Origin of the sequence: Streptomyces sp. LBL, assembly GCF_029893585.1 — a bacterium.
Lineage (GTDB): Bacteria > Actinomycetota > Actinomycetes > Streptomycetales > Streptomycetaceae > Streptomyces.
Genome location: NZ_JARXYX010000036.1, coordinates 21177 through 47584, shown reverse-complemented (window position 1 = coordinate 47584; position 26408 = coordinate 21177). Strand labels below are relative to the sequence as shown.

The following is a 26408-nucleotide window of genomic DNA, read 5'->3' as shown; positions in this document are numbered from 1 at the left end:
TGCATCAGATGGCTCAAAGGGCAGGTCGCCGTGGTGCCGGAGGAAGCTGAGGTCCCTTCGGCGCGCGCTGAACGGTATGGCACCGATTGTTGCCACTGTCTGTGGTAGACGCGAAGGGTATGAAGGCACACGGCCGCCAGCGGACAGTCCGCATCGCAGCACGGTCGCGTCAGATGCGCGGTGCAGCAGGCGCAGTGCGTCGGAGGCTGCCGCGGACACACTGGCGACGGCAAGGTCGGTGCGTGTCGCGGTCATCGGATAGGGGAGCGAATGCCAGGCCCACGCCCTGTCGCTCCCGACTCGGGTGTCGACGCGCGGGACCGGTCAGTGACGTCGATGCCAGTCAGCTGCCGTGTTGACCGGCTGTCGCGTTGGTGATCCCAACGGTTCAACAACATGTCAATACTTAGTGTCATTGCTGGGGAGCGGGTCCTCCTTCCGTGTCTCCTGAGGCCGACCTCTCAGACGGTGGCCCATGACATTTCTCCGCTCCAGTTCTGTCACAGGAGCGGGCCGGGCCCGGTCTATGAAGCAGATGCGATGGGGCGGACGTGACTTTTAGTGACCATAGTTGCCGCAGTAGCCGAACAAGCCGTGCAGCGCCTTGTGTCCGGCAGCGCCACGGCTTTCAGGGGATGGGCCTGGGACCGCTGGTCGGAGCGCCCGCAACCACGCGGAAACTGCGTGGTTGCGCCCCTGGACAGCCGCGCCCGGAGAAAACGGAGACCCCAAGATCATGCACGTTGAACCGTCCTCTACGACAAGTGACCTCGAAGAGGCTGTTTCTGTCTTCGTTCAGCACCGGAGACGTCTCTTCGGAATCGCCTACCGCGTGCTCGGCAGTGCGGTCGAGGCGGAGGACGTTGTCCAGGAAGTGTGGTTGCGGTGGCAGAAGACCGACCGCTCCGCAGTGGCCAGCCCGGTGGCCTTCCTGTCGAGTGCCACGACTCGCTTGGCCATCAACGTCGCACAATCGGCGCGCGTGCGCCGGGAGACCTACATCGGGCCATGGCTGCCCGAGCCCGTCGACACGAGCTCGGACCCGGAGGTGGGCGCGCAGCGCGCAGAAGCCTTGGAAATGGCTCTGCTGCTGGTGTTGGAGAAGCTGACCCCCGCAGAGCGGGCCGCATACGTACTGCGCGAGGCCTTCGACTACACCTATCCCGAGATCGCCGAGATCCTCCGGCTCAGCCTCGTCAACGTGCGGAAGATCGTAAGCCGTGCCCGCAAGCACCTGTCGGACGAGCAGCGCGAGAGCGTGGACACCGCGGAGCACAGACGCCTTCTGAACGCCTTCGTCTCAGCGGCTCAAACGGGGAACGTGGCTTCGCTGGAAGCCCTTCTCACCCCCGATGCCGTCAGTCTGTCCGACGGCAACGGCATGCGGGCTTGCGCTCGTATACCGGTGCTGGGCCGTGCACGCGTGGCCAAACTGGCGGTCTATCGGCGATTGTGGCCGGACGCGGACGTCGTGTGGGTCGATGCCAACGGCCGTACGGGTGCGATGATCTACCGGGACGGCGAGCCCATCGCCTTGCTCCACGTCGCCGCCTCCAAGGAGGGCATCCACCAGGTGATGTGGGTGTTCAACCCCAGCAAGATCGCCGCATTCATTGCTTCACGTTCCCGCTTCTCCGCCGCCTTTTGGCCCCGCATCGGATGGTGTGCGACGACGGCAGTGTGAGGGCCCGTGCGGTGAGTGAGCGCCTCACACCCACGGGGATCGAACCGGACGCCGGTCGGAGCCTTTGGCCTGTGGGTGTGGGCTCACCGGCACGGAGAGCTGGACACCAACCGGTCCACCAGCCGATCCACCAGGCCGCCACCGGAGGGCGGGGGTTGGTTCCAGGGGCGTAGTTTGTCGGGGTTCAGGGTGACCCAGACCTATGCCTCATCGACAACACCTTCCGCCTCACCGGGAGTGCCCAGCATCCAGTAGGCGACATCCAGCAGATACCGACGCTCCTCGAACAACTCGGCGATCGGCACCACGTCAGCGTGATCATTACGGCATCCTCCCTCTGCCCCGGTGGGGTGCCACCTTCCATGCCCTGCTCCCGCATGGGGCCGTCAATAGTCGATGGCTGAGCTCTCGCGCACAACACCTCACGTATTTCTCGGCTCAATCCGTTAGACCGTGTTCACGCGGATCTTGTGACATGAGCCCCAGTGATCATGAGGACGAGGGGCGCTGCCGTGCTATGCGGAACGCGGCTGTATGTCACACATGGGCCGGTTGCCCGGTCTCATCTGACAGCCCCCGGTACCCCCTCACCGGGACGAGAAGGACCATGACCGAATTCCGGGGCCTCCATGCCGAATGACGAACTTTGGAGGTTCTCCCATGGCTGCTGAACGAGGAGACCATGTCATGCGCTGGTGCGAACGGGCAGCTTGCCTGTACGTAGAAGATCCTGATCTGTTCTTCCCGATAGGACACAGCGGGCCGAATCTTGAACAGATCGAGGAAGCCAAGGCAATCTGCCGTCGTTGCCCCGTCATGGAGCAGTGCCTCAACTGGGCCGTGCGGGTGGAGCAGATGGAGGGCATCTGGGGCGGCACCACGGAGAGCGAACGTCGTGCGATAAGGCGACTCGAGGCCCGACTGGCGGCCGGGATCAGGGTCAGTACGGTGGTGTGACGGTTCCAGCACCGCGGCTGCCCCTTGGCCCGCGACGGAACAGCTTCACAGTGGGGCTCTCCGAACCGGCCGCACCGCAGCCGCAGCCGTCACGGGGACCGATGTCGTCCTGGCCGCCCATCGCGAGGAGGACGACCCTGCCGGGGTCCACGTCCAGGGTCCTTGAGAAGTCTTGAGGTGGGCGGTTCGCCTGCTGAGCACCGGATGTGACGTCTTGTCAGCTTCTGTTGGCAGCGACCCTTGACGCAGAACAGGCATGGATGCTGGTGATCATGTGAGTGTCGAGTCCGTATGACCACCGAGCGCTCCAAGTGGTCGCCGGCCACGCTGACGGTCTCGCCGATGAATCGCTCGCCGTCCTTGAAGAGGGGGAGAACACTCCGGCCGATGTCCGCGGCGTCCATCGCGGCGAGCGGCTTGCCGTCCTCCATGGGCCGATGCCGTCGGTGAGGAGCCGATTGCCGGAGATGCCCTGGTTGACGATCCAACCGTGGGGGAGTTCCCTGGATCTGGCCCGCCCGGGTGCTCGCGGACTTCCGTCCGGCAGTGGGTGACACCGTCGCCCAGCCGACGCCCGCGCTGCTCGTCACCCAGCGTCTGGGGACCGTTCACCGGGCCACGGTTGCGAGGACGTCCTGGCCCAGTCGCTGGATGACGTCCGTGGCGAGCCGGTGCCGCACCAGCTTGCCGTCCCGGGTGGAGCGCACCAGGCCGGCGTCGCGCAGAGTCCGCAGAGCGCGGGAGACCTGCGGTTCGCTGGACCCGAGTCGGGCGGCGAGCTCCGAGGTGGTGATGGGCTCGCCCAGCAGATGGCGGCACAGCTCCATCCGGGCGGGCGAGGTCAGCGCCATCAGCCGGTGGTGCAGATCCCGCAGGGTCAGCTCCCCGGCCGGGGTGGTGCCGCGCGCCGCGTACTGCACCACCACGCACGACGGGTGCTCGTGCTTGACGGTCAGATGCGGCCACACCCGGGCGGACGGGACGAGGACGAGTGGGCGCGGGGCCACCTTCACCTCGTCGATCTGTAGTTTGTCCAGCCGTACCCGTTCCCCCGGTCCGACCCGGGCCGCGGTCGGCAGCAGCTCGGTGAGCACATCCGCGGGCGAGCGAAGCGAGATGGGGGTCCCCCCGGCCGAACGCTGGGGGAGGGCCGACAGGCGACGACGTACCTCCCGCGCGTGCTCCTCCAGAGGCGGCCGCAGGGTGCGCCAGTCCTCGGCGAAGAACGCGATGTCGGCGGCGCGCAGCACCGCCAGCAGCCGGTCCCGCAGCTCCAGCGGTGCTGTCACCAACTGTCGCGCCAGCTCACCGCGGGCGTAGGAGCGGCGCAGACAGCGGCGTTCGTAGTCCTGTGAGGCCGCGGTGCCGGCGCGCAGTTCGCGAATGGGCGGCACGGACTGCGCGGTGGTGCCGAGGATTCCGGGCGCCACCAGCTCGAGGAAGTCCTCGGCCCGCAGATCCGCGATCGCCGCCAGCTCCTCGTCCAGGCTCGCCGCGAGGGGCACCGTACGAGGAAAGAACAGGCGGCAGCGGAAGCGGGCCCACAGAGGAGCGAACATCGACAACTCGTCACCCAGCTCGGGTCCCGCCGCGGCGGCGCGGGCCGCCCAGACGACGGCCTCCGGGTGGTGTTCGGGTTCGGCGAGCACGTGCAGGCTCGCCATCAGTTCCGACAGCGGGGAGGGGCCGACCGCGACGTCCGCCGGGCCGAGCCCTCCGAGGTCGAGGACGATGCTCACGCTGTCAGCGTACGGCGGAGCTCAGCGCACCGGCGCGCCCGGGCCGAGCGGGATGCCGAGCAGGTACCAGACGAAGAACAGCAGCACCCAGACCACCAGCATGATCATGGCGATGGGCAGGGTGAAGGAGACCAGGGTGCCGATGCCGGCCTTACGACGGAGGGTCTGCAGATATCCGACACAGAGTATGAACGAGGTGCTCATCGGGGTGATGGAGTTCGTACAGGAATCGGCGATGCGGTACAGGGCCATGGTGGTGGCCGGGCTGGTGCCGAGCAGCATCAGCATCGGTACCAGTGCCGGGGCGACCAGGGCCCACAGGGCGGAGCCGGAGGTGATGAGGAGGTTCATCAGCGCGACCGCGACGATCAGCAGGGAGAACAGCACCAGAGTGGGCGCGCCCAACTGCTTGAGGAAGTCCGCGCCTTCGACCGCGACGACCGTGGCGATGTTGGTCCACTTGAACAGGGCGAGGAACTGGGACACGGCGAAGAAGAGCACCAGGAGCGGCGCGATGGAGCGCACTCCCTCCGCCATGAACTCCGGTATCGCGCGGCTCCCGCTGATCCGCCCGGTGAGCCGCCCGTAGACGGCGCCGATGAGGAGGAAGAAGACGGTGAGGAAGACGGCGATGGCGTTCATGAAGGTGGACTCCACGATCGCACCCCCCTCGCCACGGAGCGGCGACGAGGAGGGGAGCATCGCGAGCATGATCAGCGCGGCGTAGCCGAGCACGGCCAGCCCGGTCATCCTCAGGGCGCGTACCTCGGTGGCGTCGTCGACGCCGGCGGCGACGACCTGCTGTGCGGCGGAGGCCTCCAGGTCCGCGTCGGGGATCAGGTGGTGCTCACGCCTGGCGAGGATCTTGTCCACGACCAGAGCGATGGTGCCGGCCAGCACGAACGCCGAGACAGTGGTGAAGTACATGTTGTCCGTCGCGCGGACCACGACGTCCTTGTCGACGAGCTGCGCGGCCTCGGTGGCCACGGAGGCGAACAGCGCGTCACCGGGGGCGATCAGCGGGTTGGCGTCACCCGCGGCGTTGATGGAGACGAACGCGACGATCATGCCGAGCATGGGAGAGCGGCCCACAGCGCGGAAGGCCACCGCCCCGAGCGGGATGAGGACCACGTACGCGGAGTCGGACAGGAACTTCCCCAGTACGCCGCCCAGGGCCACACCCAGGACGACCGCGCGCGGAGACAGGCCCGACAGCATGCGGCGGGCCAGTGCTTCGAAGAGTCCCGACCGCTCGGCGACCGCGACGCCGAGCATCACCATGAGTACGGTGCCCAGCGGGCCGAAGGTGACGAAGGACTCCTCGGCGCCGGTGATCAGGTCCCGCACGGCGTTGGCCGACAGGGCGCTGCGTACGCCGACCAGGTCGCCCGAGGACGGGTCCTCGACCTGCAGGCCGGAGACGTTCAGGACCCAGCTGACGAGGGCGACGACCCCACCCAGGATCCAGAACAGCCAGAACGGATGCGGCAGTGCGTTTCCCGCACGCTCGACCAGGTCGAGGAGCCGGGAGCCACGGCCCCCCTCGTCGGGCTCGTCGGCCTGCACCTCCTGGGTGCGGCTTTCGGGTGTGCGCATGGCGGTCTCCTGTGGGGACGGTGAAACGAGGGCACGACGCGACCGCGTCGCGGACGCGGGGTGGGAAGCGGTGGCCCAGAGCCGTGCACGATCCGTCGCGATGGCACACGGGGCGTTGCTGGGTTGCGCTGCACAGTAGGTCCCCTGTTCGATCCCGTCACCGTCCGGCGGAACAGTTGACCTGATGACGTCAAGTGATCGCAATGACGTGGGCGACTGCCTAGCGTCACGGAAGTGACCTCGTACGACACCTCCCGCACCGGTCGGCCCGAACCCCTCCAGGACGGTGCCCTGTGGCGTCGATCCCTGCGCATCCCCATGCGGGACGGCATCCATCTCGCCGCCGACCTGTACTCCGCCTCCCCCGAGCCGCAGGCGACCGCGCTTCCCGTGCTCCTGGAGCGCACGCCGTACGGCCGGCGCGAGCAGCGCGGTTCGGACCAGGACCGCAGCGACGCGCCGGTCCCGCGACCCGAGGACATCGCCCGGCACTTCACCGAAGCCCGCTACCACGTCGTACGGCAGGACTGCCGGGGCCGCGGCGACTCCGAGGGAACGTTCGTGAAGTATCTGGGCGAGGGCCTGGACGGGGCGGACACCATTGCCTGGCTCAGGAACCAGCCGTGGTGTGACGGCAGGGTCGTGATGACGGGGGTGTCCTACTCGGCCCACGTCCAGGCGGCCGCGGCCGCCGAGGGGGTGAAGGGACTCGCCGCCATGTTCCAGGACTCGGGCGGTTTCTCCTCCGCGTACGACGCGGGGATGCGGATGGGCGGCGCCTTCGAGCTGAAGCAGGTGACCTGGGCCCTGCGGCACGCGGTGCGGAGCCCGGAGGCCGCGGCGGATCCGGTGCTGTCCGAGGCACTGCTGCGGGTGGACGTGACGGGCTGGTTCGGCGCGATGCCGTGGCGGCCGGGCTGTACACCGCTGCGGCACCTGTCGGCGTACGAGGACTTCCTGCTGGAGCAGTGGCGGCAGGACACCTTCGGAGACTACTACCGCAACCCGGCGATCTACGGGCGAGGCTTCTACGAGCGCTTCCCGGACGCGCCGAGCCTGCACATGGGCAGCTGGTACGACCCCTACGTCCGCTCCACCATCGAGAACTTCACCACCCTGCGGGAGCTGAAGTCGGCACCCTCCTACCTGGTCATGGGCCCGTGGACGCACGGGCACCGCTGTGAGACGTACGCCGCAGACGTGGACTTCGGTCCGCGGGCGACACTGGACGGCAACCTCGCCCCGTCCTACCTGGAATTCCGCCGCCGCTGGTTCGACCGCGCGCTGGGCCGCGAAGACGAGGGGAATCCGGAGAGCGGAGACCTCGCCGCCGTCCAGTACTTCCTGATGGGCGGCGGTGACGGCCGACGGGATGCGGCAGGGCGGATGCGGCACGGCGGCGCATGGCGCACCGACACCCAGTGGCCGCCGGCGTCGACGGCCCCCGTCGCCCTGTACCTCACCACCGACGGCGCCCTCACCCTCGCCCCGCCCGCGGAGGCCGCCGCGTCGGTGACCTACGACTTCGACCCGCGCCACCCGGTACCCACCATGGGAGGCCAAGTCACCTCCGGCGAGCCGGTGATGACCGGCGGAGCATACGACCAGAACGCCCCGGACGCCCGGGTGTACGGGGCGCGTGAGCCTTACCTGCCCCTGGACTCCCGCCCGGACGTGATCAGTCTGACCACGCCGCCGCTCGAGCGGGACGTGGTGCTGGCCGGCCCGGTGTCGGCACGGCTCCACATCTCCACCACGGCCCCGGACACCGACTTCACCATCAAGATGATCGACGTCCATCCGCCCAACCCGGACTACCCGCACGGCTTCGCCATGAACCTCACCGACGGCATCGTCCGCTGCCGCTTCCACCGCTCCTACGAGAAGCCGGAGCTGCTCACTCCGGGCGAGGTGTACGAGATCGAGGTCACCGCCCCCGACACGGCGAACCGCTTCGCCGCCGGCCACCGCATCCGGCTCGACATCTCCTCCAGCAACTTCCCCCGCTTCGACGTCAACACCAACACCGACGAGCCGGAGGCCGCCGCCCGCCGCACCGCCATAGCCGCGAACACCGTGCACATGGATGCCCAACACCCCTCCCACCTGCGCGTGTGGCTGGAAGGAGGAGCGGACGCGCTCGCTTAGCGACGGCAGGGCGACGTCGCCTCGGAGACACGAAACAGGCGAGACCCGAAAACCCCGCCCGGCGGCGGGACTCTCCGCGGACCTGAGACGCGTGGGTCGGCCAGCGGTGTATCGGCGTCCGATCAGGCGCCGGGTGCCTCGGCAGAGGGCGGCCTGTCCTGTGAAGGGACGGGCCCTCGGATCCTCAGCAGACCAGGGACCGGCTCAGCGGGCCCGAGCGCAGATGACGGCCGCGGGGTTCGGCGTCCGTCAGCCGGCCGGCCTCGACGACGGGACGGCCGCCCACCACGACGGTCTCCGGCCAGCCGGTGACCGTCATGCCCTCGTACGGCGTGTAGTCCGTGGCCATGTGCAGGCCTGCGCTGCGAACCGTCCGGGTGGCCGTGGGGTCCCAGATCGCCAGGTCCGCGTCCGAGCCGGGCGCGATGACTCCCTTGCGGGGGTACAGGCCGTTGAGCCTGGCCGGGTTGGCGCACATCAATTCGACGAAGCGGCCCGCCGGCAGGCCGCCCCTGACCACCAGCTCGTTGAAGATCACCGGCATACGGGTCTCCACTCCCGGCAGACCGTTGGGCATCGCCCGTACGTCGTGGCTCACCGACTCCTTCTGGGCCGTGTCGTAGCAGCAGTGATCGCTGCCGATCGTGGCGACCTGGCCCATCAGCACCCGGGAGCGCAGCCCGGCGACCGTGTCGGCGCCGCGCAACGGGGGGCAGCACACGAACCGCTCCGGGTGCGGGCCCGCGTACGCCGTGTCGTCCAGGACGAGGTGGTGGGCGACGGTCTCGGTGAAGGCGCGTACCCCTCTGCTGCGGGCGCGCGCCACCAGGTCGACAGCCTCGGGCGTGGACTGGTGCACGAAGTACACCGGGGCCGCGACCGCTTCGGCGATGGCGAGGATCTCGGCGACGGAGGCGTTCTCGGCCAGTTCGGGCCTGGTGCCGGCGTGGTGGCAGGCGCTGATCGCGTCGGCCGCTTCACCGCGTTCCTGCACGTCGGAGATGATGTGATCGGCCTCGCAGTGGATGACCACCATGCCACCGAGGTCCCGCAGTGTGGTCATCACGTTGAGGATGGTCTTCTCGTCGGCCATGGTCTCGCCGCGGTAGGTGGTGAACATCTTGACCGTGACGATGCCGTCGGCGGTCAGCGACCGCAGTTGCTCCGGCACGGTGTCGTCCCACTGGACCACACAGCCGTGCAGCGCGCTGTCGCACAACCCCTGTCCCGCCTTGGCGCGCTGGGCCGCCGCGACATCCGCCGGGTTCTGCCCAGGACGGGGGATCGCGAAGTCGACGATCGTGGTCGTACCGCCGAAGACGGCGGCGGTCGTCGCCTGCCGGTAGTCGTCCAGGGAGGTGAAGTCCCCCGAGGTGAAGCCGACATGACAGTGCGGGTCCACGCCGCCGGGCAGTACGAGGCGTCCGGTGGCGTCCATCTCGGTGATGCCGGGCGGCTGCGCGGAACGGTACGCGCCCGGTTCCACCACCCCCAGGACCTTTCCGCCGCCGACCAGGACGTCCGCGGCGCCCTGCCAGTCGGCGTTGACCACGGTGCCACCCCGGACGACGAGGTCGATCGGTTCGGAAGGGGACATGGTGAGCCTCCAGTGAGGGGGACGAGGGTCAGAGCGTGGCGAGGTAGGCGTGCCAGCCGCCGTGCGCGGTGATGTCGAGGACACCGGGTGCCGTCAGCGCGGAGGCACGCATACGCATGGAGAAGGAACCCGACCCGTCCTCCAGGGTGATGACGCCCAGTTCGAGTTCCTGGGGCTCCTCGGGGAGCAACTGCTCGCGCAGCACCTCGTAACTGACCTCGTACACCTCGCCGTTGATCGCCGCGCCGCCCTCCGCGACCGGGTGCAGGCCGGGAAACTCGTTGCGAACGGAGAAGAAGCGGTAGGCGGGAGCCGTGCGGGCGGGGCCGAGGAGGCGGGCGTCCTTCAGTGCGTGGTTGAGGCTGCCTCCGGACATCGCCTGGCCGTTGACGAACATCTTCAGGGTCATGGGTGGGTGCCTTTCAGGGGGATACGGGAGTGGTGGCGGCGTCGTACAGCAGGCGGCCGGGACCCAGGTCGTCCACCGGGTCGGCCAGGGGCTCCCCGGTGATCTGGCGGCACAGCGTGTCGCCCCACACCGGGGCCAGGGTGAACGCGTAGGTACCGCCCGCGACGAAGAACCCCGGGTGCCCGGGGACTTCGCCGATCACCGGCATCTCGTCCGGGGTCGCGGCCAGTGGTCCGGCCCACATGCGCAGCAGGCGCAGCCCGCCGAGGAACGGGAGGATCCGCCCGGCCTGGGCGAGGTTGCCGGCCATGCTGGCCGGACTGACGGTGCTGCGGCCCGCCATGTCCAGTCCGGCGGCGGGCCAGCCGCCGCCGATCAGCAGGTTGCCGGCACTGACCTGCTTGACCGACATGCCCTCGCCGATGTGCTGGACCAGGTGGTGCATCACCGGCGGCACCCGTACGGTCACGTGCATCTGGATCGCGACCGGTGACATCCGGACGTGGATTCCGGCCAGCGCGGAGATCTCGGTGATCCACGGGCCGGCCACGTTGACGACCGTGGGTGCGGTCCAACTGCGGTCGCCCGAACGCACCTTGTAGTCGTCGCCGACCCGTTGGATGCCGGTCACCGGAGTGAAGGCGTGCAGGTGGGCGCCGAGGCGGCGGGCGGCGGTCAGATAGGCGGGGGTGATCAGGAGCGGGTTGGCGTATCCGTCGAGCGAGCACCAACTGGCGGCGCGTACGTGGTCCGAGAGCAGGGGCAGTTGCTTGCGGGCTTCGTCGCCGGTGAGCACCTCGGTGGGGATTCCCGCCCGGCGTTCCCACTCGTGCTTCTCCCTCAACTCCTCTTCCTGCGCGGCGGTTTCGGCGACCATGAAGCCGCCCCCGCGCCGCAGTTCCACGTCCGCGTCGAGACGCTCCTCGATCTGCGCCCAGTGGTCCGACGCCCGGCGTTGCAGCGGCAGCAGGCGGGCGCTGTCGACCGGGACCTTCTGGCCGGGGCGACGGGTGTGGATGGCCTGGATGTGGAGGTTGCCCGCGGTGGTGCCGGAGCCTTCCCTGTTGGGGGCGCCGCGCTCCAACACCACGACGCGGTAACCGCGTTCGGCGAGGTGGAAGGCGGTACTGGCGCCGAGGATGCCGGCGCCGATGACGACGACGTCCGGCTGTGCGTCAGTCACTGGTCCGTCACCTCCCGCCCTTCGACGGTGGTGGCCATGGGCAGCGGTCGCAGCGGCATACGGGCCGCGAAGCACTCCGGTGCCCGGTCCGGCCCCCAGGCCCGCGCGGTCAGCGCCGCGACGATGTGGCCGCATTCGCGTCCCTGGCAGGGGCCCATACCGGCGCGGGTGGCGGCTTTGGTGCCGTGCAGGTCGTTCCAGCCGGTCGCGGCGGCCCGCCGGATCTCGCCGGCGGTGACCCCCTCGCAGCGGCAGACCTGGGTGGCGTCGGCGATGTCGGCCACGGCGTCGGCGGGCAGGGGGTAGAGACGGTCGGCCAGCGCCGCGAAACGATCCAGAGCGCGGGCCCGGCGGCGCAGGCCGGCCACCCGCACGGGCGCGCGTTCGGGTGCCAGGCGGCGCAGGATCGCATGGGCGGCGAGCTGTCCTCGTACGCCTGCCGCGTGCACGCCCGCGATGCCGGCGCAGTCCCCGGCGACGTACAGCCCGTCCACCGAGGTCGCGCCGTCCGCGTCCACGACCGGGAGCCGCTCCGTGCCCGCCGGGTCCGGCTCGGTGCGGCAGCCCAGCAGCCGGGGGAGTTCGGTGCTGGGGCGGAAGCCGAAGCCCACGCACAGCGCGTCGGTCTCGATCCGGCGGACGCCGCCGTCCGCGCTGCCGATGTCCACGGCGGTGACCTGGGTGTCGCCGTACGCCGCCAGTACGCGGGAGCCCTGCTCGACGCGGATGCCGTGGCGGGCGAGGGTCAGCAGGTAGCGGGCGGCCTCCGCGAGCCGCGCCGGCTGCCGCAGCGCGCCGCCGGTCAGGGCGGCCCGAGGGCGGTACGGCTGGTTCAGCTCGACCAGCGCCTCGATCCTGGCGCCCGCCTCCAGGAGGGCGCAGGCGACCGGGAGCAGGAACGGCCCGGTCCCGGCGAGCACCACCCGTCGGCCCACGGGGACCCGGTCCATGGTGGCCAGATGCAGGGCGAACCCGGGGGTCACCACACCCGGCAGCGTCCACCCGGGGAAGGGCAGGGTGCGTTCGTACGCGCCGGTGGCGGCGAGCGTGGCACGGGCGCGCACCCGCCCCAGGGCGCCGGTGCGCACGTCGCAGGTGAACAGGGTGCGGCCGGCGTCCTCGGCGCCCCAGACCAGCGTGCCGGTACGGCAGATGACCCCGGCGGCCCGTACCTGGCGGATCAGTTCGGTGCCGCGTGGGCGGAAGTCACCGAAGACGGCGGCGAGTTGCTCGACCCGACGCTTGTAGTACTGGCCGCCGAGGGTGTCGGATTCGTCGAGCAGGACCACGCGCAGCCCACCCCGGGCGAGGACCAGCGCCGCGTGCAGTCCGGCGGGTCCGCCGCCGACCACCGCGACGTCCGTCTCCGGTTCCTCGATGTCGTCAGCCATGTGCGGCCGTCGGCACGGGCTCGGTGTGGGTGCGGATGTCGGTGCCGTCGGCGACATGCGCGGTGCAACTGCGGCAGCCCGGGCGGCCGTCGATGGTCACCTCGCACTCCAGGCAGACACCCATTCCGCAGAACGGGCCGCGCAACTGGCCGTTGACCGGGTTGCGGCGCAGCGGCCAGACGCCGGCCGCGACCAGGACCGCGGTCACGGACTGGCCCGCCCAGGCCTGGCTGGGGGTGCCGTCGATGGTCACGGTGACCGTTTCCGGCAGGGGGCTGGTGCTCATGGCTGTGCTCACAGGGCTCAAGGGGGGTGGGGGGTTCAAAGGATCCGCTCCAGGAATTGCCGAGTGCGTTCGTGCTCCGGCGCGGAGAAGAACAGGTCCGGAGACTTGTCCTCCACCACCAGGCCGTCGGCGATGAACACCACCCGGTCGGCCGCCGCGCGGGCGAAGCCCATCTCATGGCTGACGACGATCATGGTCATGCCCTGATCGCGGAGCCGGATCATGACGTCGAGCACCTCGCCGACCATCTCCGGGTCGAGCGCCGACGTGGGTTCGTCGAAGAGCAGCAGTTCGGGGCGCATCGCCAGGGCGCGGGCGATGGCCACCCGCTGCTGCTGGCCGCCGGAGAGCTGGGAGGGGTAGGAGCCGGTCTTGTCGGCGAGGCCCACCATGGCCAGCAACTCGCCTGCTGCGGCGCGGGCTTCGGTCTTGGGGACGCTGTTCACGTGCACGGGACCGGATGCCACGTTGTCCAGCGCGGTCATGTTCGGGAACAGGTTGAACTGCTGGAACACCATGCCGGTGCGCCGCCGCTGGACGGCGATCCGGCGCTCCCGCAGAGGGATCTGGCGTCCGGCCCGGTCGCCGTATCCGATGCGTTCGCCGCAGATGCTGACGGTGCCCGAGTCGGGGGACTCCAGGTGGTTGAGGGTGCGCAGGAACGTGCTCTTGCCGCCGCCCGACGGACCCAGGACGAGGACGACCTCGCCCTGCCGGACCGTCAGGTCGATGCCCTTGAGGACCTCGACCCCGCCGTACGACTTGCGGACCTGGCGCGCTTCGACAACCACGGGAGCGGCCTTCTTCTCGACTGTCATCGGGTCTCCAGTTCGAGTGCCGGTACGGTGGCGCTCTTGATGCGGCGGCCACGGCTCGGCCCGGTCTGGTGACCGCGGCCGACCCGGATCTCCAGCCACCGCTGGACCAGACCCCACAGGGTGGTCATCGCCAGGTAGTACAGGGCCGCCGCGGTGAGGCCCTCCAGGACGCGGAAGTTGGTCTGGACGGCGAACTGGGTACGGCGCAGCAGTTCTTCGACGGAGATCACCGAAACGAGCGTCGTCGTCTTGAGCAGGCCGTTGAAGCTGTTGCCGAGCGGCGGGACCATCACCCGCAGCGCCTGCGGAACGACCACCACCCGGAACACCTTCCAGGGCGGCATGCCCAGCGCGCGGGCCGCCTCCAACTGGCCGCGCGGGACCGAGAGGACCCCGGCGCGGACGATCTCCGAGAGGTACGCCGCCTCATTGAGGACCAGGCCCGTCAGGGCCGCGCTGATCACGCCGAGGCGCAGCCCCGCCTGGGGCAATCCCGTGTAGATGATGACCAGTTGGACCAGCAGGGGGGTGCCGCGCATCAGCCACACGTAGAAGCCGGTGACCGCCCGGACCGGTGCGACGCGGGACGCTCTGCCCAGCGCCACGAGCACGGCGAGCGGAAGGGCGAGCGCCATGCTGACCGTGGTCAGCCAGATCGTCGTCCAAGCTCCCTGAATGAGCTGCGGATTGCTGAGAAAGGAAAAGAAGGCATCCCAGGACCACATGGCTCTCGCCCTTCGCTGGTTACTTCGCGCTGATCGCGCCGGTGGTCACCTTGAGGTCGCCGGTGTAGGGCGTGACGCCGTACTTCTTGAACAACGTGGCCAAGTAGCCGTTGTCCCGCAGGGTGTTGAGCGCGCCCGCGACCGCGTCGGCGGGCTTCTGCTTGCCGAAGCCGAGGGCGAGCGGCGCGGGGTTCATGCCCTTGACCGCCGTCTCGAAGCGGCCGTCCTTCTGGTAGTAGCTGGTGACCGACTCGACGATGGCCACGCCCTCGACCTGGCCCGAGGACAGTGCCTGGTAGGCGTCGGCGGTGGTCGTGAAGGTGCGGATGGTGATCTGCGACTTCCCGGCTGCCTTCAGTTCCTTGTTGAGCGCGGTGAGAGTGTCGAACTCGTAGCCCGGGGCCTCCACGGCGATGGTCCTGCCGGACAGGTCGTCCTCGGAGGTGATCTTCTTCGCGTTGCCCTTGGCGACGGAGACGGAGACACCCTGGATCTCGTACGGGACGAGCTTGACGGTCCCGGCGCGCTCCGGCGTGTAGAACATGCCGGTGTCGATCATGTCCCAGCGTCCGCCCTGCACGCCGGGGATCTGCGCGTCGAAGGGGATGTTGACGAACTTCGGGGTGAGACAGAGGAGTTTGGCTATCTCGTTGCCGAGGTCCACCCGCATGCCGACGATCTTGTTGGAGGAGTCCAGGTACTGCATGGGCGGCAGGGTCGCGTTGGTCGAAATCGTCAACGTGCCCGCCGTGACCAGGTCCGACTTGGCCACCTTGGGTGTGCAGCCGGTCGGGGAGGCGGCGGCGGACAGCGAGGACGTGTCCTCGCTGCCGCAGGCCGCCACGGTCAGAAGCAGGGCCGCGGAGGAAGCCGCGATGAGAAGTCTGCGCACGGTCGGTTCACCTTTTTCCGGTACTGGTGGAACAGGGGTGCAGCCCGGCCTCGTCGAGCGCCGCGGACAGGCCGAGCAGCGCGGACGGGTCCTCCAGGGGGAGCAGCGGGGGGCGTACGTGCCCCCCGGGCTGCCCGAGCAGCCGCATGGCGGCTTTGAGCTGCGAGGTGGGTGAGGCGAACCGTGAGCTGTAGTCGTCGTTGACGAGCAGGTTCACAAGCCGTTCGTAGCGTGCGGACCATTCCCGGGCCCGGTCGAGGTCACCGGCCCAGTAGGCCTCGTAGAAGGGGACGGCGAAGAGGGCACCGAGGCCGCCGCCGTCGATGTTTCCGGCGCCGCCGAACTCGGCCATCACGGCCATGCCCCGGCGGTGGATGAAGCGGCCGAAGACCTGGACCTTCCCGGCCAGGGCGGCGCAGGTCTCCGCGACCTTCAGCTCGTCGCCGGAACTGTCCTTGACGGCCATCACGGTGTCCAGTTCGGCCAGCCTGACCAGGGTGTCGACCGTGATGTCGACGGCGGTGCCGCGCGGCCAGTTGTAGACCATGAGCGGCAGGTCGACCGCCCTGGCGAGAGCGGCGTAGAAAGCGTGGATCTCGTCCTGGCTCGGATGGACGTAGGGCGGCGGCGTGGTGAGGATGCCGTCCGCGCCGATCGAGCGGGCGTGTTCGCCGTATCGCGCGGACTCGTCCGCGGTGTACGCGCCGCAGCCGATCACCACCGGTATCTGCCCCGAGAGTTCGGTGACCGCGATCTCGGCCACCCGGCGGCGCTCCTCGGCGGTCTGGGAGAACCACTCGCCGGTCGTGCCGTTGACCAGCACCCCGTGCACGCCGTGTTCCGCGTACAGCCGCAGCAGTGCGCGCCAGGCGCTCTCGTCGAGCGAGCCGTCGGCGGCGAACGGCGTGGGTGCGGCCGGCCAGTAGCCGTGCCAGGAGACGGCACCCGTGGGGGTCATGGTGAGCTCCGATCGAGTGTCTGTCCCCTTCAGGACGCCTTGAGGACGCCTTGAGGACGCCTTCAGGAGGCCATCAGGAGGCCATCTTGTGGGATCGATTGCACAGAACCGTGGCAGCCGCTTGGGGCGAGGTCAACCTCAAGTTGGCTTGAAACTGTCTGAGAAACGTAGTTTTTACGCCACTGACTTCAAGGTGTCTGACATGATGACGCCCATCGACTCGGGGTGTGGAGAGTTGTATGGGATCGATTTCATGATCGGGGGTGGACCAGTGGCGGTCACCTTGGACCAGGTGGCGGACGCGGCGGGGGTCTCCAAGAGCACGGCCTCGCGGGTGCTGAGCGGCTCCAGCCGGGTCAGCGAGCGGACGAAGCGCGCGGTGCAGTCCGCGGCGGAACGCCTCGGCTACCGCCCGAACCGGATCGCCAGCGGACTGCGTACGCGGCGCAGCAACCTCGTAGGGCTGGTGATCACCAACCTGGTGAACGCCTCCTTCCACACCATCACCGGAGTGGTCCAGCAGCGGCTGGACGAGTGCGGCTACCAGGTGCTGCTGTGCGTCACCGACTCCGACCCGGTGCGCGAACGCCGTTACCTGGACATGCTGTTGGACCACCGCGTCGACGGCCTGATCATCGTGGGGACGGGCGACAACACCGCGACGGTCCGGCAGGTGAGCGGGGCCGGCATCCCCGTGGTCAACCTGATGCGCACACCCGACGGCGCTCCCGGTGACTCCGTGATGGCCGGTGACCGGGAAGGCGCCGAACTGGCCGTCCAGCACCTGCTCGGCCTCGGACACCGGCGGATCGCCTTCATCGGCGGTCCGCCGGGCGTCGACTCCGGACGCGACCGTTACAGGGGATTCGCCGCCGCCCTGACCGCCGCCGGGCTCGAACCCGAACCCACGCTCTGCGCTCGTGGCCCGTACACCGTGCCGTTCGGCGCGGAGGCCGTCATGCGGGTGATGGCCGCGGACGACCCGCCCACCGCGCTGTACAGCGCCAACCACGAAGCGACGTTCGGGGCGCTCGGAGCCCTGGTGCAGCTCGGCGTCCGGGTGCCGGAGCAGCTCTCTCTCGTGTGCCACGAGGAGGCACCCTGGTTTCCGTACTGGCACCCGCCGATCACCGTCGTCGACAACGGAGCTCGCGACCTCGGCGAACTCGCCGCGGAGCAACTCCTGCGCCGCATCGACAGCCGCCCCGCCAACGGCGACCCCGGACCGGAGGGCGTCGGCCGGCTCATCCGCGTCGGCTCCCGGCTGGTGGTACGCAGTTCGACCACGGCCCCGCGCCGGCCGGGGTGATGGCCGGTTCCTCGGTCAGCCGACCTGTCGGCCCTTGTGGGACCGCCCGGGCGGCGATGTCACGAGGAGGGCGGCCGGGGCGGTGTGCCGGAAGTCGAGGATCAGGGGGTGCCCAGGTGTCACCTCGCCGAATTCCTCCAGGCACGCCGTAGCCAACTACAGCCCCAAGACGTCGGGTTGGAGACCTACGGCGAACATCGCCGGGTGCCTGGGCTGCGGCGGGAGGAACTCGCGATGCTCGCAGGCATCAGCGCGCCCTACTACACCCGCCTGGAGCAGGGCCAGTCACGCAACGCCTCGCGCGAGGTGCTCGACGCGGTGGCGAGCGCCCTGCGACTGGACGAGTCCGAGCGTGCCCATCTGCACGCCCTGGCTCGTGCACCAAGAAAATCCAGGGCTGTCGGCCGGCCGCCTGTCGAACGCGTCCCCCCGACAACGAGCGCTTTGCTGGCGGCCCCTACGACGACACCACGCCCACCCACACGACGACGAGCCCATCCACGTGGAGCCAAAACAAGCTGGAATCCCGACTACCCCGACTACCCCGACTACCCCGACGGGACCGTCCGGGTGGCCAGCTCGAGCTTGAGCAGGTGGGCCGGCATCCCGGTGGCGTGAAACGGTTGTACAAACGCGAATTCCTCGGCCCCGCCGATGTCTCCGGCGGCCGCGAAAGCGGCGCCGACCGGCCGACCACGACCCTCGGCTGACCGCTAGCGCAGTTCCTGTCCCGCCGCCCAGCCCGGAGCGTCGAGGTTGATGGGCGAGTCGCCGACGAATTGGGCGAGCTGCGTTTCCAGCTCGGCGAGTTCGGCGGCGCCCAGACGCACTTCCCAGCGGGCCCGCACCTCGTCGAAGATCGCCGTGCTCTCGGTGATCAGCCCGATCCCGTGATCGGTGATCCGGATGTTCTTGCGGCGGATGTCGGCGGGGTCGGTCTCGGTGGTGACGTACCCGCGTTCGACGAGCGCGGCGATCGTCTTCGCCGCGGCCTGCTTGGTGATGGCGAGTCTGCGGGCCAAGTCCGAGGCGCTGTCGGCGCCGGCTCGGATGGCCCGGATCGCGTACTCGTGCGACGGCCGGGCGTCGGGGTATCCCCGGGTCGCCAGCTCCCGGACCACTTCGTCCACCAGATTGCGATAGCTGCCCAGGAGCAGCAGGGCGAGATCGGCGCCGGATCGTGAGGACATGACCACAGTCTAGATCTTCCCTTGACATGGACAACCAGGTTGACCAACACTAACGTCAACCTGACTGTCTATCTTGGGAGTCACCGCATGACCAGCTCTTTCGTGACCGCCTCGCCCGCCGTGGCGGGCGTCACGCACCACACCGCCGAGGTCAACGGCACCACGTTGCACTACGTCTCGGCGGGCGACACCGGCCCCCCGATCCTGCTGGTGCACGGGTGGCCGGAGTCCTGGTGGGCCTTCCGCGACGTCATCCCGCTGCTCGCCGCCACCCACCGGGTGTTCGCCGTCGACCTGCGCGGCTTCGGCGACTCCGGCATCGCCGACGGCGACCACGACTTGGCCACCATGGCGGAGGACCTGCACCGGCTGGTCGCCCACCTCGGCGTCGGGCCCGTGCACGTGACCTGTCAGGACATCAGCGGCGGGCCGGTCTTCGCGTTCGCGGCCACGCACCCCGGCGACGTCCTCAGCTTCACCGGCGTCGAGACCACCCTTCCGGGGTACGGCTGGGAGATGCTGGCCGACGTGAGGAACGGCGGCTCCTGGCACGTGGGATTCCTGGCCGCCCCGGGAATTCCGGAGCTGTTCCTGGCCGGCCGCGAGCGAGTGATGCTCGACTGGGCCGTCTCGGTGATGACGATGGTGCCGGGCGGGGTCACCGAGGCCGACCTCGACGAGTTCGCCCGCACCTACGCGCGGCCGGGCGGCTGGCGCGGCACCGAGGGGCTCTACCGTTCCTCCCTGACCGGCGGCGACCGGATGCGGGCACTGGCCGAGTCGCGGCCGCTGACCGTTCCCGTGCTCGCCGTCGACGGCATCAACGCCCCCTTCACCGAGCGGACGATGCGCCAGGTCGCCGGCGACGTCACCGCGGTCACGATCCCGGACGTCGGGCATTTCGTCGCGCAGGAGGCGCCCGCCGCCTTCGCCACCGCGGTCGGCGACTTCGTCGACCGCGTCGACCGGAGCCGCTGAACGGCCGAGTCCCTGCACCGCCACCCTCCGTGCCCTCTCCGGCCTGCCGCTGACGCGGCCTCGAGCCGGGCAGCGCCGTTGCCTCCCGGATTCGTGCTGCCGAGGTGGGCAACTCCCGCGCCGACACCGCGTGTTTCAACCGCGGATACGCCGTCCGCTTCTTCCGAGGTGATCATGCGGCCGGGCGGCAGGGCTACGCCGTCGGGTGGGCGGGAGTCGAGGTTCACGAGCGGATGCCAAGCCCGGGGTCTGACAGTACCCATCCGCGTGGCGGCAGCTCCGACAGAGACTACTGCTGTTGATCCTGGTATGTCGGACTCGGGAATGTTGGCATCTGTTGGCGGTGCGGAGCCCGGGATCGGCCCGCTCAGTGTGGTCTTCGTGACCGTGATGGTCGCTGTCCTGTGGGTGACCGGCGACCGGTCCCGTCGGCTCGCGGAGCGCGGCGAGCGGCTCGCGGTGCTCACCGAGCAACTGCGCCTGGAGCAGGAGGAGAAGGCCCAACGGGCCGTCATCGCCGAGCGCATGGGAATAGCCCGTGAACTGCACGACGTGGTCGCCCACCACGTGTCTGCGATCTCCGTCCAGACCGGCCTGGCCGGATACGTCTTCACCTCCGATCCGAGGACGGCCCGCGAGGCGCTGGACACCATCGCAGGCAGCGCCCACGAGGCCATGGCGGAGATGCGCCGCATGCTGGTCGTGCTCCGGGAAGGGACCGAACGCGCACAGGAGGGGGGCGGGCGACCACCACGCGACCCCTGGTCTCGGGCGGCTGGACCAGCTGGCCCGGCGCGTCGAAGCTGCGGGTGTCCCCGTCGACGTCCGGATCACGGGTGCCCCGTTCGCTCTGCCGCCAGGCGTCGACCTGTGCGTCGACGTCATCGGCGAGGCGCAGGACGGCGAGGAGGCCATCGAGATCGCCACGCAGACCAGACCGGACGTCATCCTGATGGACATTCGGATGCCGGGCATCAGCGGGATCACCGCCATCGAGCGCATCCTTGCCCAGGCTGCGTCCCCGCTCCCCAAGATCCTCGTCCTGACCACCTTCGACCTCGACGAGTACGTCTACGGCGCCCTCAAGGTCGGTGCCTGCGGCTTCCTTCTCAAAGACACCCCACCGGACCGGCTGCTCGTCGCCATCGACACCGTGCTCGCCGGTGACATGCTGTTCAGCGCCCCAGTGATCAAAGGACTCATCGAGACCTGTACCCTCCGCCCGGCCGCGCCCGAGGCGCACTTCGGGCTGGACACGCTGACCCCGCGGGAGTTAGAAGTTCTCGGGCTGGTCGGGGCGGGCATGTCCAACTCCGACATCGCCCAGCGACTCGTGCTCAGCACGGCGACCATCAAGACACACGTCCATCGCTGCATGAGCAAGCTGATGCTGAACAGCCGGGCTCAGGCGGTCGTCTTCGCGTACGAGAACGGACTGATCTCCCGCGGCCCAGCAGCCTGGGGCACGGACACCACCTGAGGTCTTGGAACTTGCCATGCCGTCCTCGGCCCTGGCCGCCGCGACGTCGTGCCCTGGCGGCACAAGGCCTGCCAGACGCCTTCGCGGTCAGTGGGGTGGTCTTCGATGAGGAGGACACGAGGAACGCGCTCAGAGTCGGCGGCGATCGCCCATCGATCGCAGCGCTGCTGCACGATGATCACATAGCCGAGACTGTTACGGATCGGTCATATTCCAGGCTGGATTCCGATCACTTTGCCGTGCCAGTCTGAGCGTCCGTGAGCGCATCGACCTGGCCCCCACCTCAGCGCGGCTGCCGTCCAGAGCATCGGGTCGGCGTCCTGCGATGGCGGGCCCTGGACCGGACTGTCGGCGTTCCGGCCCACGCGTGTTCGGCGGATCCGCGGGATGTCATGCCGAGCTCCGTGCCCGGCGAACCCGGACACCGTCGGACGAACCTCCCTGGCGAGTACCGGCCACCTGTTGGCCGACGCCCGCTGTGCCCACCGGCTGCCGTAGCATGCGCGGATCCGGTACGAGCCGATGCCACGGGCCCGCGTCACGCGACCTCGTGGAACGTGGTGCGGCAGCGTGCGCTCGCGTCGCCGACCGGTCTCACCTCCGCTGTCTAAGCCCTGGGTTTCCCCCCACAGCACAGAAAACGCGTACCCAGTGATCAATATTGGACATAAGGCCGAAGTGTTATTTGTCCTGTTCGACAGAAACGGTCTCCCCGTGCACCTGCCCACGCTTGCGCGCAACGCCGTGCACCTGCCGGACGCCGGTGACTCAACCACCGACACCACGTCAATACCCGCGGCCCCGCGGCAGTTCATGCGAATACACCACCGAACAGGGCAGGGTCTGCGTGGCACGCGCGTCTTCGATCGCGGCCACGGCGCGAGAGACGACGCGAGAAATGACGCGGAGTACGGCCCCGCGAACTCCCGTGTTCCGCGGCCGTGTTCCACCCGCGACGGCATCGCAACCGCGGTATCCGCCGTCGCCCGGTCGAGTGTGGACGGCGGTACGAACACGTGAAGTCCAAGCTCGATCCGCTGTCCATGGCGGCGATGGCGGTCACCGTGGTCTCCGTCGCGGCTACCGCCCCACTCACCGCGGCCGCCACCGCCTCGCCGCTCGCCATGGCCTTCTGGCGCAACTGCCTGGGCTTCGCCGTACTCGGGCCTCTCCTGCTGCTACTGCGTCGTCGTGAGGTGGCGCGCGTCGCACGGGGCGAGCGCGGCATCCTGCGGCGGGAGCAGTGGCGGCCCCTGGTCTTCGGTTTCCTCGCCGCCACGGCACTCGCGCTCCACTTCGCGGCCTTCATGACGAGCACCCGGCTGACCTCGGTCGCCATGTCCACGGCGCTCGTCGCCACTCAGCCCGTCTGGCAGGCCCTCATCGCCGCGGGCCAGGGCGTCCGCACGTCCCGCCGGACATGGGCGGGCCTCGCTCTCTCCGTCGTGGGAGCGGCCGCGGCGGGCGGTCTTGACATCAGGTCCGGCGGTACGGCGCTGCTGGGAGACCTGCTCGCCCTCGTAGGGGCTGTCGCCCAGGCCGGGTACACCGCGCTGAGCGAACGGTCCCGCGCGGATGTCAGCACACCGCTGTACTCGACGTTCACTTCCCTGGTCTGCGGTCTGGAGCTCCTCGCTGTCTGCTGGCTGGCCCACATCCCGCTGACGGGCTTCGACAGATCCACGCAGCTGTCGCTGCTCGGACTGCTCATCTTTCCCCAGATCCTGGGGCTCGGCTCACTGAACTTCGCCCTTGGCAGGACATCGGCAACGACAATGAGCGTCCTGCTCCTGCTGGAGACCCCCGTGGCGGCGCTCGCCGCCTGGTGGTTCATGGAGCAGGGCATCAAGCCCGCGACCGTCCCCGGGCTCGTATTGATCATCATCGGCGTCACGGTCGTGGTGACGAGCGGCGGCATGCAACAAGACACGGCACAGCAGGGCAGACCCCGCGGTACAGGAATACCCCCGTACCCGGCCTACGGCCCTCATACCCCCTACGCCCCTCATACCCCCTACGCCCCTCATACCCCCTACGCCCCTCATACCCCCTACGGCCCTCATACCCCCTACGGCCCTCATACCCCCTACGCCCCTCATGCCCCCCGGCCCACGCCCACATCGAGGCACCTGACGCTCCCGGACTCCGCCGGACGGGACCCCAGAGTGGCCTGGTCAAGGTACACCGGGGACGAGAGCCCAACGGTCACTCTCACCACGTATCACGGTGCGGGGGCGTTCGACACCCTGTTCTTGCGTATTCCGCACGTCGCGCAAGAGGAACCGGGCCTCGACAGTCCCCCTGAGGCATTGGCGGACCACAGCCTGGGGCGATGAACTGCTATCCCGGCTGCCGGGAGATTCCCACCTACCTTGCGGTGGCGGGCTTGGCGCTTTTCCGCGCCTGACGACTGCACCTTCCGGCAGCCGGGATCGCCACGTGGCCGATCCGGTACAGATGCAAGATGTTCCGGGCCGCGTTCCAGTCGGCGGTCCACAAAGAGCGGTCCCGGACGTCCCGTCAGGTGCCGTCGCCCTGGGACGAATTCCCGGAACCGCGCCTGAGCGCCGCGTGATGCCGTCGCACCATCTCGTCGGCGTGGGCGCGATTGGCTTCCTCCCCGGAGAAGGTGACGAGCACGCTGCCGTCCGGTGCCTTCACGATGTTCTGCGTCAGGACGGGGAGGAGTCACGAGGACGCCCATCGGTACGAGGGCGAAGACCGCGTTGGAGTAGGCGGGGCATGCGAACGTCACGTACTGGCCGTAGCCTGCGGCCGTCCCCATCGTCGTCGCCTTGCCACGTTCTCGCGCAAAGCGTCCCCGAACGTCCCTCGGCAGACCGCGCATCCCTCTTCTTGCGGACTGCCGCGCGATCCTGGCCAGTGGCCGAAATACCGCCCGTGGCGCATAATCTGGGCCACGTTGAGCCATTCGGCAAGGGGGCGTTCCATGGGGCCGCGAAGCATGACGGTAGCCGCGGAGGATGGTGAACTCGGCGCTTTCGGAGGTCTGGTGGAGAACAACCCCAGGCGTCCTGAATGGGCGGCGATCGTTCCCCTGTCGCTCGTCGGTCTGGGCGCGCTCGCCTTCGGCGTCGGGATCGCTGCCGCTGACCAGCGCGAGGACGGCACCTGGTACCACGGACTGCCCATGCTGGCGCTGGCGGCACTGGCGTTGGGGCTGGCCTGCTGGTTCCTGCTGCGCCGCAGGCCGCCGAAGACATGGGTCGCCTGGTACGAGTACGGCGTCGTGCGTCAAGTTGCCGACCAGGAGCCGGAGGCGTACTGCTGGGACGAGATCGGCCAGGTCGCCAGGCAGGACGTCAAGGTGGTCAAGCAGTTGGGCAGTTATATGAAGTACCGGTTGCTGGTGGTACCGGAGGACGGTGGCCAGATCGTCGTGGATCGCCGCGGTCGGCCAGACCCTTGATCTTCTCGATGTCGCGGCCCGTGGCGACGATCTCCGACGGAGCGGACATCGACACCGAGCATGCCGGCTACACCGGCGGCGGCTTCGTCGACGGCTTCAACTCCCAGGGCGCCACCGCCACCTTCGAGGTCGACGCACCCGCGAAGGGCAGCTACGACGTGGGCCCGCGCTACACCAACGGCCCCGACCCCTTCACCGGCACGAAGACGATCGGCGTCACCGTCAACGACGGACAGGCCCGGCAGACCAGCCTCCCCTCCACCGGCACCTGGGACCGCTGGTCCACCAGGACCGAGCGGCTCGCCCTCCGCAAGGGCCGCAACACCATCACGTACACCTACCGGCCCGAGGACACCGGCAACGTCAACCTCGACATGATCGACGTACGCAGACCCGGCAGCCGTATATCGACCTGTTCTCCGGCGGCAGCCTCGCCACCGCCTGGCAGCAGACCGACGGCCGAAGCGCCGCATGGCCGCACACCGCCGAGGACTCCGTCGAGGTGTGCTGCGGCGACATCCGTACCACACAGTCCTTCGGCGACTTCAGACTGCACGCCGAATTCCGGGTGCCGAAGTTGCCGGACGACGTCACCGGGCAGGACCGGGGCAACAGCGGCATCTATAGCTCGACAGGCCTCCGGCGGCCGACTCCTGCGACCCGGTGCGGGCGGATTCGGCCGTGGGGGTTCGAGTCCCGCTCGGCCCCGCTCGGACCCACAGGCCAGCTCGGTCCCACCGGTCCCACCGGCGCCACCGGCCAGCTCGGCCCCACCACCGCGCTCAGCGCGCCGGGGCCTCGCTGCTGCGGCCGAGCGGGCCGGGAGCGCGCAGGTGGTGTACGCGGGCGGGCGGCAGGTTGCGCAGGACGAGGCTGTCGCCCACTCCGTATCGAGTGGCGAACCCGTCCAGCACGGCGGACGACGCCCGGTGCCGGGCCGCCTCGGCGCGATCGGCGACCAGGGCGCGGGTCGCCTGGGTGCCGACGTACGCGAAGTACGTCAGATGGCCGCCGGGTTCCAGGACGGAGAGATAGCGGTCCAGGATCGAACGGACCGTGTGCGGTTCGAAGTTGGTGAACGGCAGACAGGAGACGATCACGTCGTATCGGCGATCCAGGTCGGTGTCCGTGATCGAGTCGGCGATGATCCGGATCCGGTCGGACGCGGCCGAGAGGGCCGGGTCGGTGTGCAGTGCGTCGTACAGGACCTCCACGAACCGGGGGTTGATCTCCACCACGTCGAGTCGGTCGGCAGGTCCGAGGCGGCCTGCGAGGGTGCGGGTCACCGGGCCGGTGCCCGCGCCGACCTCCAGCACCGACACCGGGCCGCCGAACTCGGCGCGGGCCATCGCCAGCGGGGCCGCCAGCCGTGCGGCCAGCGGCCCGCTGCTGGGCGCCACCGCACCGGTGGTCCGGAAGCTGCGGGCGGCCTCGCGCAGGAAGGCCAACCCTCCGGGACGGTACGGAAGTCCGAGATCCGTCGCGGGTTTGCTGGGAGCGTGCGTCAGGTCCATGACCCTGACGCTAGGGAGCGGCGGACAGCCGTCCATCGGCCACACGACGACGACGGACACCGACGAAAGTAGGGGGTGGCGGTGGCCCCCTGGTCAGAAGCCGACCAGAACCACCCCCGCCTTG

At 69.5% G+C, this 26408-nt stretch carries 21 protein-coding genes and 6 pseudogenes; 12 read left to right on the top strand and 15 right to left on the bottom strand.

Annotation, left to right across the window (positions count from 1 at the left end; translation table 11 throughout):
• The first annotated feature begins 736 nt into the window (after nt 1–736).
• Nucleotides 737–1684 (top strand): RNA polymerase sigma-70 factor, encoded by a 948-nt coding sequence (locus tag M2271_RS34480; protein ID WP_280891364.1) that lies wholly within the window; start codon nt 737–739, stop codon nt 1682–1684.
• A gap of 687 nt (nt 1685–2371) precedes the next feature.
• Nucleotides 2372–2641 carry a WhiB family transcriptional regulator gene (locus M2271_RS34475; RefSeq protein WP_280891409.1) on the top strand — a complete coding sequence of 90 codons (270 nt, stop codon included), beginning with the start codon at nt 2372–2374 and terminating at the stop codon, nt 2639–2641.
• Between the two features lie 608 nt (nt 2642–3249).
• Here the strand turns inward: M2271_RS34475 and M2271_RS34470 are convergent.
• Together M2271_RS34470 and M2271_RS34465 are read right to left on the bottom strand one after the other, a co-directional pair.
• On the bottom strand, nt 3250–4380 hold the full coding sequence (locus tag M2271_RS34470) for a DUF5937 family protein (RefSeq protein WP_280891363.1): 1131 nt from the start codon (nt 4378–4380) through the stop codon (nt 3250–3252).
• A 21-nt stretch (nt 4381–4401) separates the two neighbouring features.
• Nucleotides 4402–5976 carry an AbgT family transporter gene (locus tag M2271_RS34465; protein WP_280891362.1) on the bottom strand — a complete coding sequence of 525 codons (1575 nt, stop codon included), beginning with the start codon at nt 5974–5976 and terminating at the stop codon, nt 4402–4404.
• A 234-nt stretch (nt 5977–6210) separates the two neighbouring features.
• Between M2271_RS34465 and M2271_RS34460 the strand changes: the two genes are divergently transcribed.
• Nucleotides 6211–8124 (top strand): CocE/NonD family hydrolase, encoded by a 1914-nt coding sequence (locus M2271_RS34460; RefSeq protein ID WP_280891361.1) that lies wholly within the window; start codon nt 6211–6213, stop codon nt 8122–8124.
• A gap of 184 nt (nt 8125–8308) precedes the next feature.
• On the opposite strand, the gene hydA is transcribed toward M2271_RS34460, so the two are convergent.
• Genes hydA through M2271_RS34415 form a run of 9 tightly spaced genes read right to left on the bottom strand, consistent with a single transcriptional unit; the run spans nt 8309 to nt 16383 of the window.
• Nucleotides 8309–9721, bottom strand: coding sequence for a dihydropyrimidinase (hydA, locus tag M2271_RS34455; RefSeq protein WP_280891360.1), 1413 nt, complete (start codon nt 9719–9721; stop codon nt 8309–8311).
• A gap of 28 nt (nt 9722–9749) precedes the next feature.
• The gene (locus tag M2271_RS34450) at nt 9750–10130 is read right to left on the bottom strand and encodes a gamma-glutamylcyclotransferase (protein ID WP_280891359.1); all 381 of its coding nucleotides are present in this window, start codon (nt 10128–10130) and stop codon (nt 9750–9752) included.
• Nucleotides 10131–10143: 13 nt separating this feature from the next.
• Nucleotides 10144–11313: an FAD-dependent oxidoreductase gene (locus M2271_RS34445; protein WP_280891358.1), complete on the bottom strand. Its 1170-nt coding sequence runs from the start codon at nt 11311–11313 to the stop codon at nt 10144–10146.
• Entirely contained in the window at nt 11310–12704 is a 1395-nt protein-coding gene (locus tag M2271_RS34440; protein ID WP_280891357.1) for an FAD-dependent oxidoreductase, read from the bottom strand. The genes M2271_RS34445 and M2271_RS34440 overlap by 4 nt, the downstream gene beginning before the upstream one ends.
• Nucleotides 12697–12990 (bottom strand): (2Fe-2S)-binding protein, encoded by a 294-nt coding sequence (locus tag M2271_RS34435; protein WP_280891356.1) that lies wholly within the window; start codon nt 12988–12990, stop codon nt 12697–12699. The genes M2271_RS34440 and M2271_RS34435 overlap by 8 nt, the downstream gene beginning before the upstream one ends.
• Nucleotides 12991–13025: 35 nt before the next feature.
• On the bottom strand, nt 13026–13808 hold the full coding sequence (locus M2271_RS34430; protein WP_280891355.1) for an amino acid ABC transporter ATP-binding protein: 783 nt from the start codon (nt 13806–13808) through the stop codon (nt 13026–13028).
• Nucleotides 13805–14533 (bottom strand): amino acid ABC transporter permease, encoded by a 729-nt coding sequence (locus M2271_RS34425; RefSeq protein ID WP_280891354.1) that lies wholly within the window; start codon nt 14531–14533, stop codon nt 13805–13807. Before M2271_RS34425 ends, M2271_RS34430 begins: the two co-directional genes overlap by 4 nt.
• A 19-nt stretch (nt 14534–14552) precedes the next feature.
• Nucleotides 14553–15425 carry an ABC transporter substrate-binding protein gene (locus M2271_RS34420; RefSeq protein ID WP_280891353.1) on the bottom strand — a complete coding sequence of 291 codons (873 nt, stop codon included), beginning with the start codon at nt 15423–15425 and terminating at the stop codon, nt 14553–14555.
• 7 nt (nt 15426–15432) lie between these two features.
• Nucleotides 15433–16383 (bottom strand): dihydrodipicolinate synthase family protein, encoded by a 951-nt coding sequence (locus tag M2271_RS34415; RefSeq protein WP_280891352.1) that lies wholly within the window; start codon nt 16381–16383, stop codon nt 15433–15435.
• A gap of 271 nt (nt 16384–16654) precedes the next feature.
• On the opposite strand from M2271_RS34415, the gene M2271_RS34410 reads away from it, so the two are divergent.
• Nucleotides 16655–17692, top strand: coding sequence for a LacI family DNA-binding transcriptional regulator (locus M2271_RS34410; RefSeq protein ID WP_280891351.1), 1038 nt, complete (start codon nt 16655–16657; stop codon nt 17690–17692).
• A 108-nt stretch (nt 17693–17800) separates the two neighbouring features.
• Nucleotides 17801–18088, top strand: a pseudogene (locus tag M2271_RS34405) (helix-turn-helix transcriptional regulator); the annotation flags it as partial.
• Nucleotides 18089–18405: 317 nt separating this feature from the next.
• Here M2271_RS34405 and M2271_RS34400 read toward each other — a convergent pair.
• Nucleotides 18406–18882, bottom strand: coding sequence for a MarR family winged helix-turn-helix transcriptional regulator (locus tag M2271_RS34400; protein WP_033532175.1), 477 nt, complete (start codon nt 18880–18882; stop codon nt 18406–18408).
• An 87-nt stretch (nt 18883–18969) separates the two neighbouring features.
• Here M2271_RS34400 and M2271_RS34395 point away from each other — a divergent pair, with 87 nt between their 5' ends.
• From M2271_RS34395 to M2271_RS34380, 4 genes and pseudogenes are all read left to right on the top strand, one after another.
• Nucleotides 18970–19860, top strand: a complete 891-nt coding sequence (locus M2271_RS34395) for an alpha/beta hydrolase (protein WP_280891350.1) — start codon at nt 18970–18972, stop codon at nt 19858–19860.
• 174 nt (nt 19861–20034) lie between these two features.
• Nucleotides 20035–20520: pseudogene (locus tag M2271_RS42640) on the top strand (histidine kinase dimerization/phosphoacceptor domain-containing protein); the annotation flags it as partial.
• A 214-nt stretch (nt 20521–20734) separates the two neighbouring features.
• A pseudogene (locus M2271_RS34385) lies at nt 20735–21340 on the top strand (response regulator transcription factor); the annotation flags it as partial.
• Nucleotides 21341–22356: 1016 nt separating this feature from the next.
• Nucleotides 22357–23676: a DMT family transporter gene (locus tag M2271_RS34380; RefSeq protein ID WP_280891349.1), complete on the top strand. Its 1320-nt coding sequence runs from the start codon at nt 22357–22359 to the stop codon at nt 23674–23676.
• 31 nt (nt 23677–23707) lie between these two features.
• Here M2271_RS34380 and M2271_RS34375 read toward each other — a convergent pair.
• Both M2271_RS34375 and M2271_RS34370 read right to left on the bottom strand, forming a co-directional pair.
• Nucleotides 23708–23836: pseudogene (locus M2271_RS34375) on the bottom strand (RNA-guided endonuclease TnpB family protein); the annotation flags it as partial.
• A 24-nt stretch (nt 23837–23860) separates the two neighbouring features.
• Nucleotides 23861–24001 carry a hypothetical protein gene (locus M2271_RS34370; protein ID WP_280891348.1) on the bottom strand — a complete coding sequence of 47 codons (141 nt, stop codon included), beginning with the start codon at nt 23999–24001 and terminating at the stop codon, nt 23861–23863.
• Nucleotides 24002–24305: 304 nt separating this feature from the next.
• On the opposite strand from M2271_RS34370, the gene M2271_RS34365 reads away from it, so the two are divergent.
• The 3 genes and pseudogenes from M2271_RS34365 to M2271_RS34355 all read left to right on the top strand — a co-directional run.
• On the top strand, nt 24306–24770 hold the full coding sequence (locus tag M2271_RS34365; protein ID WP_280891346.1) for a hypothetical protein: 465 nt from the start codon (nt 24306–24308) through the stop codon (nt 24768–24770).
• Nucleotides 24771–24778: 8 nt separating this feature from the next.
• Nucleotides 24779–25099 (top strand): annotated as a pseudogene (locus tag M2271_RS34360) (carbohydrate-binding protein); the annotation flags it as partial.
• Nucleotides 25039–25347 (top strand): annotated as a pseudogene (locus M2271_RS34355) (hypothetical protein); the annotation flags it as partial. The pseudogenes M2271_RS34360 and M2271_RS34355, both read left to right, overlap by 61 nt.
• Nucleotides 25348–25552: 205 nt before the next feature.
• Here the strand turns inward: M2271_RS34355 and M2271_RS34350 are convergent.
• Nucleotides 25553–26284, bottom strand: a complete 732-nt coding sequence (locus M2271_RS34350; protein ID WP_280891345.1) for a methyltransferase domain-containing protein — start codon at nt 26282–26284, stop codon at nt 25553–25555.
• Nucleotides 26285–26408: the final 124 nt, after the last annotated feature.